We start from the raw sequence: 13677 nt of genomic DNA, 5'->3' as shown, positions 1-13677 counted from the left end.
TAAACAACTTTATGATTTAGGTTTCATACTGTTGATTGAAATTACAATGAGGCTGATTGAGCCCCTTTTTAAAGTAAGAGTGTCGAGCGCAAAAAAGCCTTTGCTCACAACGAACAAAGGCTTTTGATTTAAGGATAAGAGAGAGACTTAGGCAATATCAAAGCGATCCGCGTTCATCACTTTTGTCCAAGCAGCGACGAAATCATGTACAAATTTCTCTTGGTTGTCGTCTTGTGCATACACTTCCGCGTAAGCACGTAAAATCGAGTTCGAACCAAACACAAGGTCAACACGAGTCGCGGTCCACTTGGCTTCGCCAGTTTTGCGGTCACAGATGTCATAACTGTTGCGGCCTGTTGGCTTCCAGGTGTACATCATGTCGGTTAAATTAACGAAGAAGTCATTGCTCAAGGTCCCCACGCGGTCCGTAAATACGCCATGCGTACTGCCGCCGTGGTTGGTGCCTAGTACACGCATGCCACCAATCAGTACCGTCATTTCTGGAGCGGTTAGCCCCATTAATTGTGCGCGGTCGAGCAGCATTTCTTCTGGCTTAACGGTGTAATGCGCTTTTTGCCAGTTACGGAAGCCGTCAGCAAGAGGTTCAAGAACATCAAATGAATCAACGTCAGTTTGCTCTTGAGTTGCATCACCACGTCCAGGAGCAAAAGGCACGTCTACAGTGACACCTGCAGCTTTGGCAGCTTGCTCAACCCCAAAGTTACCAGCGAGAACAATGGTATCGGCGACACTGATATTTTCTTCTGCGGCAATCTTTTCGAGAACACTCAGAATTCGGTTTAGACGCTCAGGTTCGTTTCCTTGCCAATCCCTTTGTGGAGCTAGTCGAATGCGAGCTCCGTTGGCACCGCCGCGAGCATCGGACTGACGGAATGTACGTGCACTGTCCCAAGCCGTCGAAATCATATCGGCAGGGCTTAAGCCACTGGCAGCAATTTTGGCTTTAACCGCCGATACATCGTAGTCGCTGCGACCTGCTGGGACAGGGTCTTGCCAAATCAAATCTTCAGCTGGAACATCAGGGCCAACATAGCGAGATTTAGGGCCTAAATCGCGGTGGGTAAGTTTAAGCCAAGCGCGAGCGAACACATCTTCAAAATAGGCCTGATCTTTATAAAAACGCTCGGCAATTTTACGGTATTCAGGGTCGACTTTGAGCGCCATGTCTGCATCGGTCATCATTGGGTTATGACGAATCGAGTCATCTTCGACATCCACGGGTTTATCTTGCTCAGCAATATCGACAGGTTCCCACTGCCAAGCACCTGCTGGGCTTTTTTTCAATTCCCATTCATGTTCAAGCAGCATTTTAAAGAAACCACCATCCCATTGTGTTGGGTGGGTTGTCCACGCACCTTCTAATCCACTGGTCACAGTGTCTCGACCAATGCCTCGAGACTTATGATTATTCCAACCAAGGCCTTGTTCATCGAGATCAGCGGCTTCTGGATCAGGGCCAACTTCCGATGCGTCACCGTTACCATGAGTTTTGCCCACAGTATGGCCGCCAGCCGTTAGAGCGACGGTTTCTTCATCATTCATCGCCATACGTGCAAAGGTTTCACGCATGTCAGCCGCGGTTTTCAATGGGTCAGGATTGCCGTCAACACCTTCAGGGTTAACATAAATTAAGCCCATCATTACCGCTGCCAGAGGGTTTTCTAAATCACGCTTACCTGAATAACGCGTGCCTTCGCTGCCGCTTGGCGCCAACCACTCTTTTTCTGAGCCCCAATAGGTGTCTTTTTCTGGGTGCCAAATATCTTCACGTCCAAACGCGAATCCAAAGGTTTTCAGTCCCATCGATTCATAAGCCATGTTACCTGCTAGGATCATCAAGTCAGCCCAGCTAATTTTATTGCCATACTTACGTTTGATAGGCCAAAGCAGACGACGAGCTTTATCTAGGTTGGCGTTGTCAGGCCAAGAGTTAAGTGGAGCAAAACGTTGGTTGCCTGTTGAGCCGCCCCCGCGACCATCAGCAGTACGATAGCTGCCCGCTGAGTGCCAAGCCATGCGGATCATTAAGCCACCATAATGTCCCCAGTCCGCAGGCCACCATTCTTGGCTGTCGGTCATCAGGGCTTTTAGATCATTTTTTAGCGCTTCAACATCCAGCTTTTTTAGCTCTTGATGATAGTTGAAGTCAGCGCCAAAGGGATTCGTTTTGGAATCATGTTGGTGCAGGATGTCGAGATTCAGGGCTTTTGGCCACCAATCCATAACCGACTGATCAGACGAGGTCATACTGCCATGCATGACAGGGCATTTGCCTCCAGAGTGATTGTCTTGATTTGCCATGTTCTAACTCCTTTCCTACATTTCGAGGTATTTGTCTCATTGTTAACAACTATTTAACACGTTGTCTTTGCTATGCATTTTGACTAGAAATATAGACTAGATTACTGCCTATGATTTGAAATGAAGTTTAGGCGAGAAGTTAACTTTGCTCACACTGTTTTAAGCTATTGTATTGATTGCAGGTGCCTATCAAAAAATAATGAATATGGGCTTTCACTTATTAATTAATACTCTAATCAATTGATCGGATTTTTTAACAATTTCAGACCAGTTGATTAATATCGTGTTTAAACTGAAATTGTAAATAGAGTGTTGTGAGTGTTTTAACGGTGGATTTTTTAGGTTGATACGTATTTAAAATACAATGCTTGAGTGAATGCAGGCAAAGGCAAGAATGGCTGTAAGCAATGATTTCTTCGCAAGCCAGTTAGAAGCTCATAGAGTTTGGCAGCTTACCTAATAAGCTGCCAAGTTGAGCGATGTGATTAATGAGCAAATTGGGAAACCGCATCAGACACCGGGGTGTCACCGGAAGTCAGTTCCAAAATCAAATGATGTACTGAGGGTTTATCAATTATCTCAGCTAGGCATAACGCCACATCATCGCGGCTCACAACGCCATAAGGAATTGCCAAACCGAGATTCACTCGGCCTTTGCCGGCATCATCACTTAACGTGCCAGGTCGCAGAATAATCCAATCCAGTGACGAGTGGGCGAGGTACACGTCTGCCGCTTTTTTCACTTTCATATAGTTTTCAAAGGTTTCAGAAATTTGGCGTCCGCGTCCTGATTCGGGAAATGCTGAAACCAACATAAAGCGTTTGACTCCTGCTTTCATTGCCGCGTCAACACTAAGCTCAAGGCCTCGACCATCGATCGCATTGGTCATTTCCTCACCGCCTTTGCCCCCAGCGCCAGCACTGAAAACAACCGCATCAATCCCTGCAAATTTTTCTGCCAGTTCTGTCTCTTCAAGTTCGGTTAGGTTACCAAAAACAGGTTGCGCCCCTAGGCTCTCTAATTCTTGGGTTTGTTCAGGATTTCGATATAGCGTTTTTACTTGGTGGTTACGTTTGACCAGTTCTGCTGTTAAGCGTTTCCCCACTTTACCTGCGCCACCAACAATGAATACATTACTCATTTCAATACCTCCTGATGTGTGTTGTTACTACTAACCTTGCATCTGTGAGTTCTACAATCAAGGGCTTGACAAAATTTTGATATAAGAAAAGTACAAATGGGCAGGCGAAAGAATCTATTTTTATTTTGGCGGTTATTTTTTCATGTGAATAAATAGCGGTTGCTTGCTGACCACAAAAGCTTCAGAATAGCGGGCTTTTTCCCGCGCGGCGATCGGTGGCGTGAGGACACTTTTATTCATTTTACTGAGAATCAAATATGGGTTTTACCTCCTTAGGTCTTTCTGCTCCAATCCTTAAAGCTATTCAAGAAAAAGGGTACGACACACCGTCCCCCATTCAAGCGCAGGCCATACCTGCAGTGTTAGACGGCAAGGATGTCATGGCTGCAGCTCAGACTGGGACGGGAAAAACCGCAGGCTTTACTCTGCCAATTCTTGAGCGCCTCAGCCACGGCCCTCGCGTTCGTGGTAATCAGGTGAGGGCGTTAATTCTTACGCCGACACGTGAATTGGCGGCGCAAATTCAAGAAAACGTTGAGCTGTATAGCCGCCATCTACGTTTGTCTAACGCTGTGGTGTTCGGTGGCGTAAAAATTAATCCTCAGATGCTACGTTTACGCAAAGGCACAGATATCCTAGTGGCAACGCCAGGACGTTTGATGGATCTCTATCAGCAAAATGCGGTCAAATTTGACCAACTAGAGGTGCTGGTATTGGATGAAGCGGATCGTATGCTGGATATGGGCTTTATTCGCGATATTCGTAAAATATTACAGTTGCTACCCGCAAAGCGTCAAAACCTGTTATTTTCAGCCACGTTTTCTGATGACATTCGTGCGCTCGCAAAAGGTTTGGTTAATAACCCAGTTGAAATTTCAGTTAGCCCAGCAAACTCTACTGCGCGTACCGTCGAGCAAAGTATTTATCCAGCCGATGTAAAAAAGAAAGCGCCGATGCTGGCAAAGCTGATCAAAGACGGTGATTGGCGACAAGTTTTGGTGTTTACGCGCACTAAACATGGCGCTAACCGCCTTGCGACCTATTTAAATGACGACGGCTTAAGCGCAGCGGCGATTCATGGTAACAAAAGCCAAGGGGCGCGAACCAAAGCGCTCGCTAATTTTAAATCTGGTGAGATTCGAGTATTGGTTGCAACAGATATTGCTGCGCGTGGTATTGATATTCCACAGTTACCTCAAGTTGTTAACTATGAATTACCGAATGTAGCCGAAGATTATGTGCACCGTATTGGGCGTACTGGCCGTGCGGGAGAAGTCGGTAAAGCGATTTCGTTGGTCTGCGCGGCGGAAGCGGCAGATCTATTTGGCATTGAGCGTTTAATTCAGCAGGTGCTACCGCGAGAAGAGCTCGACGGTTACAAGCCAACGAACACGCTTCCTGAGTCAAAATTGGATACGCGGCCTATTAAGCCTAAAAAACCGAAAAAGCCGAAGAAACCAAAAGCAGATAATGCTGCGCATGAGAACTCTCAAGGGAAAGCATCGAAGTCAGGGGCGCGTAAATCTTCTGGCGCTCGTCAAGGGCGAAAGCCGCAGGGCAGTGGTAATTCGTCTCGAGCACACGCGAAAGAGGGCGGTCAAACTGGAGTGAAAAAACCAAATGGACAACGTCGTCGCCGCTCTGTACCAAAAGCTCAGTAGTCGATGTTTTAATGAAACACATAAAGCGAACGGAGTACGCTCGCTTTATGCGTTCAACAAAATAACGCTTATTTAAGCCGCTAGGTGATAGGCGAGATCGTCAACATCCATCAGTAACGTGTAGCTGTCATCGTCATAGAATACGGTCACTGCCTCGAAGTCATCGCTGTCTAAATCGGTATTGTCGAATAAAGCTTGCTGCGCATTGCTGAGTTCATCGACGAATATGCCGTGAATATCCTCTAAAAGCTCAACGCTACCGTTAACGATTAAGCCATCATCCGCTGACGCATTATTAGCGAGCAGTGTCTGGTCAAGCTTGAGGTCACCATCGAATTGCACATCAATATATTCGAAATCGCTGAAGTCTAGGTATTCGGGAGACAGTTCGAAAGCAACAGTATCAAAGCCTTCTCCGCCATCAAGAACAAAATGAAAGGAATTAAACCAGTTCATGTCATCATATACTTGAATCGATACATTATAATTTACGTAGTCATCTGCTTCAGAAAACTGATAATCGAAGGAGCGATAGTAGGAATAATCATCGTAAGATGCATCAAGACGATAGTTGATGGTGTTTGTATGAAATTCAAAATTACTCAGTTCAGTCAACACCGTATATTGAGTTCCTTGGTACGTTAGGGAAAGTTCAACTGGGTCAGTGAAAGTATCTAAGTATTCGTTGGGATCATCATAATAGTAGCCACCGACATATTCTCCATAATCGATGGCATATAGCCCCTCTAAGGGAGAGTACTGATCCAATAAATGAATAGTTGCATGATCAAATTGTGGGGTTGCTTCTGCTTTGCCAATTATACTCAACCATCCTGAAGAACTGTTATTCGCTAAGGTGTCTTCTGTTAAGATGAGTGTCTCGCTGGTCATGTTGTAAACTTTTTCAAAGTTTTGGAATTCAAGTCCATTTATGTCATCCGCCAACCTTAGCACGTCGATACCCGCTCCAGCATCGATAATACGTTCAATATCATTATTGGCTCTATGAGCTAACCCATAGTAAGCACGATCATCTGAGCTGCCCATGTCGATCGAGACCTCTAGCCATTGAGTGCTTTCAAAATAGTAAGAATCCCAAAGACCAAAGTCTTTTAGATAGAAATAATCAGCCCATATTCCACTAGCGTAATCGATGGTGTAAGGGAAATGGAAGTTTGCATAATCAATATCCGACTCTTTCATAAAAAGAGTGTATTCTCCCTCATGTTCATCGTAATAAGGAAAAGCATCATCACCAGTATAAAGGTTGACAGCCACAATTTCGCTGGAGTCATAGCCACTCTGTTCAATGTGTGCCCGTTGTACGTCGGTGAGCTCTCTAATCGACATGCTCGTTAGGTCAAAATCTTCATCTAACGCGACTTGCCCATTAACGATTAGCCCATTGTCTAAAGCGCCATTATTTTCCAAATCGGTTTGTGTTAACGTTAAGGTTTCACCTTCCTCGAGCTCAATATATTCAAAGTTAACAAAATCAATATCTGAGTTGTCACTGCTAAGGATTAAGCTATCGAATCCATCTCCACCATCGACAAACCGTTGCTGATCACTGCTGGCGGCTTCATTTAAATCGTATTCAAAGATGTCATTACCGAGCGCTAAGTCGACATTAAATTCGGTCCATTTGGAGGAGCTAGGATCGGAACTGGCAGCCATGCTAAATGCGACATGATCATCGCCAGCCCCCATCGTGACGTTATAAAGGTTACTCCAGTGATCGTTGTTTGAATATGGGGTAGCGAATAGGCTGATGCCTTCTTGGGCGTCACTAAGATCAATGGTCGCGCGTTTTGCTTGATTAAGCAGTATATAGTCGTAACTACCACCGAGAATAGCGACATCGACGAAATCCGTTACCGACAAACTGACGTAATCGCCGTCTCTAATCGCGACTTCTTTGATGTCTTCAGAGTCCCAACCCGCGAGATTATCTATTTCAAGGTTGGTGTAGTTATAAAGGTGCGTAGCGACAACGTCTTCCTCATAGTAACTGCCTTGGTCGACAGGAAGTTCGGTCCCGTTTCTGACGGTCAGCTTAGCCGCCGAACCGTATCCTTTGCTATTGCTGTTACCGACAATAATTTGTGTCATGGAAAGTTCCTCTTTCGTCCGAGTAGTGTTAGATGACTGTCAGGGTTGTGTGAGGAGTATATCCATAGAAAACCCATGCTGGCTTTACGGATAAGAGGATTTGGTACTTTTATAATACTGCGTATTTTCTCGACCAGATGATTGAAGTTGGGATCAGTAGAATGACGGTTTAACTACCTTTAAAATGCAAAAAATTGGGTAGATCTTTTGTGTTTATATAATCAAATAACTGATTTATAAGTAATAAATTGGTTATTTTACTATCAGCACCGTGATCAAAGGGCCTAGTCGTTGTTTGCCACTAAGTGATAAGAGACAACATGCTTATTGGCTGGGAAAAGCCAATTAATTTATAAAATATAAATTCTACGATTAAGGCTCGTCGGATGAAAATGTCAGCAGTAGCCCAGCGATGGGGGACATTGACATATGGTTTTTCATATATATGATTTTCCATATATGTATATTGAACTACGTTAAAACCATGAACCCATTATCCGTCTATAAGGCAATGGCTGATGAAACCCGGCTCAAATCTCTGTTGCTGATCTATCTAAAGCGAGAGCTTTGCGTGTGTGACCTCATGCATGGTTTAACGCTGAGCCAACCCAAAGTTTCCCGTCATTTAGCCGAGTTACGAAAGTCAGGCTTAGTCAGCACCGACCGACGCGGCAAATGGGTTTATTATCAGTTGAATGACGCTTTGCCTAGTTGGGTGCTCACTGTCATTGAAGCGACAGTGTCCGGTCATCCTGAACTGATAGAACAAGAACTGGTGTTGGTGGCTAATTCAAACTGCTAGCCAGTATTGGTAACACTGAATGTAATAGAGAGCGTTATGAATCCATCTCAATCCAGCGAAGTGAAAACCGCTGCCGAAAAAATGAGTTTTCTCGATCGAAATCTAACCTTGTGGATCTTTCTGGCAATGGCGCTTGGCGTCGGTATTGGGGTACTTTTTCCCCAGGTCGCGGAGTGGAATGAACAGCTTTCGGTCGGCTCGACAAATATACCTTTGGCGATTGGTCTGATTTTGATGATGTACCCACCGCTGGCGAAAGTGAATTACAGCTTGCTTGGTGAAGTGACGCGCGACAAACGGGCAATCACTTTATCATTGGTGATGAATTGGCTCGTTGGGCCGGTTTTAATGTTTGTTCTCGCGATCGTATTTTTGCGCGACCAACCAGGCTATATGGTTGGCTTGATACTGATTGGATTGGCGCGCTGTATTGCCATGGTCTTGGTATGGAATGATATTAGCGGAGGCAGTAAAGAATATGGGGCGACTTTAGTTGCGCTCAACAGTGCGTTTCAGATTATCACCTACAGCTTTATGGCATGGCTATTTATTACTGTTTTGCCGCCTTATTTTGGTCTTCAGGGGTTTGAAGTCGATATCACGATTATCGATATAGCGAAAAGTGTATTGATTTACCTAGGGATTCCATTTTTGGCGGGCTTTTTGAGCCGTAAATGGTTGGTCGCGATGAAAGGCGAGCAGTGGTACAGCAATGTGTTCATCCCTTTTATTTCTCCGATCACATTGATTGCGCTTTTAGCGACCATTGTGCTGATGTTCAGCCTGAAAGGGGAGATGATTATACAACTGCCGTTTGATGTATTGCGTATTGCTGTGCCGCTGATCATTTATTTTATGTTGATGTTCTTTGCGAGTTTCTTTATTGGTAAAAAAATGGGCCTTCCTTATGCACAAAATGCATCGATTGCCTTTACTTCTTCAGGCAATAACTTTGAATTGGCGATTGCGGTCTCGATAGCGGTGTTTGGGCTTAACTCTGATCAAGCATTTGCTGGTGTTATTGGCCCGTTAGTTGAAGTTCCGGTGTTGATTGCTCTGGTGAATGTAGCGTTAAGAATGAAGCGAAAATATTACTCATAATTAGGTTACGAGACGAGACAAAAAGCGGCGGTTGCCGCTTTTTTTATGCCCTCAGAAAACTCTGATACAGATGAAAGTTTTGTGACAATTTGAGTTTTAGGATTGACCTTATCCACGTTATTTTTAATATATACGCATATCCATATATAAGGATGATTATGTTACCTCACCAATTCTTTAAATTACTGGCTGATGAAACACGCGTGCGCTGTTTATTAGTGATCGCCCGTGAACATCAAGTGTGTGTTCGAGAGCTGACGCAAGCACTGGATACTAGCCAGCCTAAGGTTTCGCGTCATCTCGCTCAGCTTCGAGCTAGTGGGGTGGTGGTGGATGTTCGACAAGGCCAATGGGTTTTTTATCGCTTATCCGAGCACCTACCTGGTTGGATGCGTAAACAGATTCAGGGGTTGGTTGAGTCGAACTGCTTAAAACAAGAATACCAACAAGATATTCAGCGCTTGGCGGCTATGACGTCACGGCCGCAGTGTTGTGTTTAAAGGAAAAATTATGCCTATTAAAGTCGGAATAAATGGTTTTGGTCGTATTGGTCGTTTGGCGCTTCGCGCGGCATTTGATTGGCCAGAAATAGAATTTGTACAAATTAATGATGTGGCTGGTGACGCTCAGACATTAGCTCATTTGCTAGAGTTTGACTCGGTTCAGGGGCGTTGGCATCACGCGGTCAGTGCCAGTGAGAACCAAATCCTGGTTGATGGCAAATCTCTGCGTACGACCCAAGAAAAGGCGATTGCGGATGTTGATTGGTCCGGCTGTGATGTGGTGATTGAAGCCACGGGCGTTCATCGTAAGGCGGAATTTCTAAACCAATATATTGCACAGGGCGTTAAGCGAGTAGTGGTCTCAGCGCCAGTGAAAGAACCGGGCATTGCCAATATCGTCGTGGGAGTGAATGATCATATTTTTGACTCTGCAACACATAAAATTGTGACGGCAGCCTCCTGTACTACAAATTGCATTGCACCTGTGGTTAAGGTTATCCACGAAAAACTGGGTATCGAACAGTCTTCGTTTACGACTATCCATGACTTAACAAATACTCAGACAATTTTGGATGCGCCACATAAAGATCTTCGACGCGCTCGAGCTTGTGGGATGAGTTTAATTCCGACAACAACGGGGTCTGCCAAAGCGATCGTCGAAATCTTCCCAGACTTGAAAGACCGAATTAATGGACACGCCGTTCGAGTCCCTCTTGCCAATGCCTCACTCACTGACATCATTTTTGATGTCAAACGTGATACGACCGCTGAGGAAGTTAATCAGCTTTTGAAAGAAGCGTCGGAGAATGAACTCAAAGGGATTTTGGGGTTTGAAAGCCGTCCGCTTGTTTCTATCGATTATCGCGGAGACCAACGTTCGACGATTGTTGATGCGTTATCAACCATGGTGGTCGGAAAGCGTATGGTGAAAATTTATGCTTGGTATGACAATGAGATGGGGTACGCAACACGTACTGCAGAGCTGGTTCGTCAAGTCGGTTTAGCTTAGGAGAACAAGATAATGCATCCAACATGGGAGCTGCCGTTAGAGCAGGAAAGTGCCCTTATTTTAACGCCTTGCCCAGGCACCAAAGATGTCGGCCTTGCGCAGAGTATCGCTCAGCTTAAACAGCAAGGTGTTCGCGTCGTAGTGACCGCGCTTAGCCAACAAGAAATGGATGAAAAAGGTGTTTCATCCTTAGCCGATGAAGTGGAAAGCGCGGGGTTACAATGGCTTCATGCGCCGATTGAAGATGACTGCGCGCCAGATGAGGCGTTTACCAAGCGCTGGCGGCATATTGCCCCCGTGATTCACGGTGTATTGAGTCAGGGCGGAAAAGTCGCATTGCACTGTATGGGCGGCTCGGGACGAACTGGCTTATTGGCCGCGCATGTGTTGCTGGAAAAAGGTTGGGCACTTGACGAGATAATCAATCAAGTTCAAGCGCTACGTCCGGGCGCGTTCACTAAAACGATACAATTAGAGTATATTCGCCAACAGGCGAGCAAGTCGTAATGCAGTTAAAGCCGCGGATTGCGGCTTTGTTCTAGGGCGTGAATTTATGTGGTCTCAACTTGATCAAAACCTGCGCCAGTACATGCTGGTGACGTTTAATTATTGGAACTTTACCGTCACTGACGGTGCGCTAAGAATGTTGGTGGTGCTCTATTTTTATGATTTGGGCTACTCGACGTTAGCTATCGCGTCTTTATTTTTGTTCTACGAGTTCTTTGGTGTCGTGACAAATTTAATTGGCGGCTGGCTAGGTGCCAGGCTCGGCCTGAATCGTACCATGAATATTGGCCTTGGAATGCAAATCGTTGCGTTGCTGATGTTGGCGGTGCCGCCAAGCTGGTTGACAGTCGCATGGGTTATGGCCGCTCAGGCACTGTCAGGGGTCGCCAAAGATCTCAATAAAATGAGCGCCAAAAGCGCGATTAAAACCTTGGTACCAGCCAATGCTCAAGGCGCACTCTACAAGTGGATAGCCATTCTTACCGGCTCAAAAAACGCCCTAAAAGGCGCCGGGTTCTTTTTAGGCGGCGCATTACTTACATTGGTCGGCTTTCAATACGCGGTGATGTTAATGGCTGGCGTTTTGCTACTGGTGTTTATCAGCAGCGTCATGAGTTTGAAATCGGAAATGGGTAAATCAAAGACCAAGCCAAAATTTTCGGAGATTTTTTCTAAGTCGTCGAGTGTGAATATCTTGTCTGCGGCGAGAATGTTTCTTTTCGGTGCAAGAGATGTTTGGTTTGTGATTGCATTACCGATTTATCTTGGCTCTGTCTTTGGTTGGAATCACAGTGCAGTCGGCGGGTTTCTCGCGTTGTGGGTAATGGGTTATGGGGTGGTTCAAGGTCTTGCTCCGAAGATTACAAGGCGTGCGGCGGGGCAGCTTCCTGATGGTAAGCATGCGCTCGGTTGGGCTGCGTTACTGGCGGCGATAACGGCGGTGATTGCGTATAGTGTGCAAAGTGGTTGGTATCCTGAGTTGATTATCATCGCTGGGCTGCTGTTCTTTGGCGCCGTATTTGCTGTCAATTCATCTTTGCACTCTTATTTGATTGTCAGCTACGCCAAAGATGATGGAGTCTCTCTGGATGTGGGGTTTTATTACATGGCCAATGCCATGGGGCGTTTGATTGGTACAGTGCTATCGGGATGGGTTTATCAGGTCTCAGGCTTGGCGGCGTGTTTGTGGGTTTCGTTTGCTTTTTTGGTGCTGACTACGGCAATTTCACTCGGCTTACCGAGGAATCCAGGCGCTGTGGCATCGACTTAACACGGTATGTTCGAATAAAAAAGGCGCTATCAAATAGCGCCTTTTTACTGTCCTGAGCTTTTTACTATCCGAGCTTTGTGATGTCCTGACGTGTTTTTACACATGAGAACGAAACATCATCACTGCATTACAGCTGAGTCATAAAAGTACCTTGTGGCGTCACAGGTAGGTACTTTTTGTAGAAGTTTTGATAGGCCTGATTTGGATCAAGGTCTGCAAATAACTCTGGGTACATGGCTTTGGCGTAGAATTGAATCATGGCACCGTCAATAATAGTTCGACACGCGCCATGGTATGCCGCGTACATTCGATTATGTTTAACCGCTGAAATCGATGACCAACCCACACGCTGCTTAAAGCCGGCTAATCGCTGCTTGGCGGTCTTTTCTTCCACGCCTTGTCCCATTAGCATGGAATCATCAGTGCTGCCGGTTTCATACCCCGTCATCACGATGACTTGTGGATCGGCGGCGATAATCATTTCTGGGTTGAGTTTGCCCCACCATTCAACGTAGGGCGCAGAGATGTTGTCTCCCCCCGCCATTGTTGCGATAGCGCCCCACATGTTTTTGCCAAAGGTATAACCAATTTCGTTGACGCCTGCCGCACCGTATTCACTGTAGACGCGAGGTTTAGATAGGTTGGCTTTCGCCAAACGGCGACTGATCATCTCGACGTTTTGTTGGTATTCTTTGGCTATCTTTTCTGCGCGTTGTTGTTGGCCAGTAATCACGCCAATAAGCTTCGTACTTTGCACGTGGCGTTCGACTGTTTGCGCATTGTAATCAACAACCACAACAGGAATGCCAGCTTGTTCTAGGCGTTTGACATCCGTATCTAGCGCTTTGTATTGCCAGTCAGCTAACATGATCAAATCAGGGTTTAAACTAATGACTTTTTCGACCGAAAATGTATTGGTATCGACTCGGCCAATGCCTGGAATTTTATCCAAAGATGGACGGTGTTCAACGTAAAGATCCCAGTTCGCTGAGCGCGCTTGCCAGATGTATTTCGACATGCCAACCACATGGTCATACGCAGCTTCTGTTCCAATCGCCATGTAATCTTCAGGGTAAAAACCCACCACGGCGCGTTGAGCGGGGGCATCAAACGTTACTTCTCGACCGAGTACGTCCGTTACTGTCGTCATTTGCGCATAAGTTAATGAGCTAAAAGTGAGCGCAGCCACGCTCAACAGTGTTTTGTACATGTAATAAACCCTTATATGTAGTACTTAGTAAACAAAAG

11 protein-coding genes are annotated in these 13677 nt (G+C 45.7%); 7 read left to right on the top strand and 4 right to left on the bottom strand.

What is annotated here, in order from left to right:
• Nucleotides 1–147 precede the first annotated feature (147 nt).
• The gene (katG, locus tag ACFFUV_RS06460; protein ID WP_390190591.1) at nucleotides 148–2322 is read right to left on the bottom strand and encodes a catalase/peroxidase HPI; all 2175 of its coding nucleotides are present in this window, start codon (nucleotides 2320–2322) and stop codon (nucleotides 148–150) included.
• Between the two features lie 485 nt (nucleotides 2323–2807).
• Nucleotides 2808–3464 carry an SDR family oxidoreductase gene (locus ACFFUV_RS06455; protein WP_390190589.1) on the bottom strand — a complete coding sequence of 219 codons (657 nt, stop codon included), beginning with the start codon at nucleotides 3462–3464 and terminating at the stop codon, nucleotides 2808–2810.
• Nucleotides 3465–3721: 257 nt separating this feature from the next.
• Between ACFFUV_RS06455 and ACFFUV_RS06450 the strand changes: the two genes are divergently transcribed.
• Nucleotides 3722–5125: a DEAD/DEAH box helicase gene (locus ACFFUV_RS06450; RefSeq protein ID WP_390190587.1), complete on the top strand. Its 1404-nt coding sequence runs from the start codon at nucleotides 3722–3724 to the stop codon at nucleotides 5123–5125.
• A 72-nt stretch (nucleotides 5126–5197) separates the two neighbouring features.
• On the opposite strand, the gene ACFFUV_RS06445 is transcribed toward ACFFUV_RS06450, so the two are convergent.
• Nucleotides 5198–7237, bottom strand: a complete 2040-nt coding sequence (locus ACFFUV_RS06445; protein ID WP_390190586.1) for a hypothetical protein — start codon at nucleotides 7235–7237, stop codon at nucleotides 5198–5200.
• A 484-nt stretch (nucleotides 7238–7721) separates the two neighbouring features.
• Here ACFFUV_RS06445 and ACFFUV_RS06440 point away from each other — a divergent pair, with 484 nt between their 5' ends.
• The 6 genes from ACFFUV_RS06440 to arsJ all read left to right on the top strand — a co-directional run bounded on the left by ACFFUV_RS06440 (nucleotide 7722) and on the right by arsJ (nucleotide 12429).
• Nucleotides 7722–8039, top strand: a complete 318-nt coding sequence (locus ACFFUV_RS06440) for a metalloregulator ArsR/SmtB family transcription factor (protein ID WP_390190584.1) — start codon at nucleotides 7722–7724, stop codon at nucleotides 8037–8039.
• 36 nt (nucleotides 8040–8075) lie between these two features.
• On the top strand, nucleotides 8076–9140 hold the full coding sequence (gene arsB / locus ACFFUV_RS06435) for an ACR3 family arsenite efflux transporter (RefSeq protein ID WP_390190583.1): 1065 nt from the start codon (nucleotides 8076–8078) through the stop codon (nucleotides 9138–9140).
• A 158-nt stretch (nucleotides 9141–9298) separates the two neighbouring features.
• Nucleotides 9299–9640 (top strand): metalloregulator ArsR/SmtB family transcription factor, encoded by a 342-nt coding sequence (locus ACFFUV_RS06430; protein WP_390190582.1) that lies wholly within the window; start codon nucleotides 9299–9301, stop codon nucleotides 9638–9640.
• 10 nt (nucleotides 9641–9650) lie between these two features.
• Complete coding sequence (locus ACFFUV_RS06425) at nucleotides 9651–10652, top strand: ArsJ-associated glyceraldehyde-3-phosphate dehydrogenase (RefSeq protein WP_390190581.1); 1002 nt, start codon at nucleotides 9651–9653, stop codon at nucleotides 10650–10652.
• A 12-nt stretch (nucleotides 10653–10664) separates the two neighbouring features.
• Complete coding sequence (locus ACFFUV_RS06420; RefSeq protein ID WP_390190579.1) at nucleotides 10665–11159, top strand: cyclin-dependent kinase inhibitor 3 family protein; 495 nt, start codon at nucleotides 10665–10667, stop codon at nucleotides 11157–11159.
• 46 nt (nucleotides 11160–11205) lie between these two features.
• Nucleotides 11206–12429, top strand: a complete 1224-nt coding sequence (gene arsJ / locus ACFFUV_RS06415) for an organoarsenical effux MFS transporter ArsJ (RefSeq protein ID WP_390190578.1) — start codon at nucleotides 11206–11208, stop codon at nucleotides 12427–12429.
• 127 nt (nucleotides 12430–12556) lie between these two features.
• On the opposite strand, the gene ACFFUV_RS06410 is transcribed toward arsJ, so the two are convergent.
• Nucleotides 12557–13639 carry an ABC transporter substrate-binding protein gene (locus ACFFUV_RS06410; RefSeq protein ID WP_390190575.1) on the bottom strand — a complete coding sequence of 361 codons (1083 nt, stop codon included), beginning with the start codon at nucleotides 13637–13639 and terminating at the stop codon, nucleotides 12557–12559.
• Between the last annotated feature and the right edge of the window lie 38 nt (nucleotides 13640–13677).

It is taken from the genome of Vibrio olivae, assembly GCF_042428525.1.
Taxonomy (GTDB): domain Bacteria; phylum Pseudomonadota; class Gammaproteobacteria; order Enterobacterales; family Vibrionaceae; genus Vibrio; species Vibrio olivae.
Note: the sequence above shows the minus strand (reverse complement) of the source record. Positions and strands in the feature narration are given on the sequence as shown.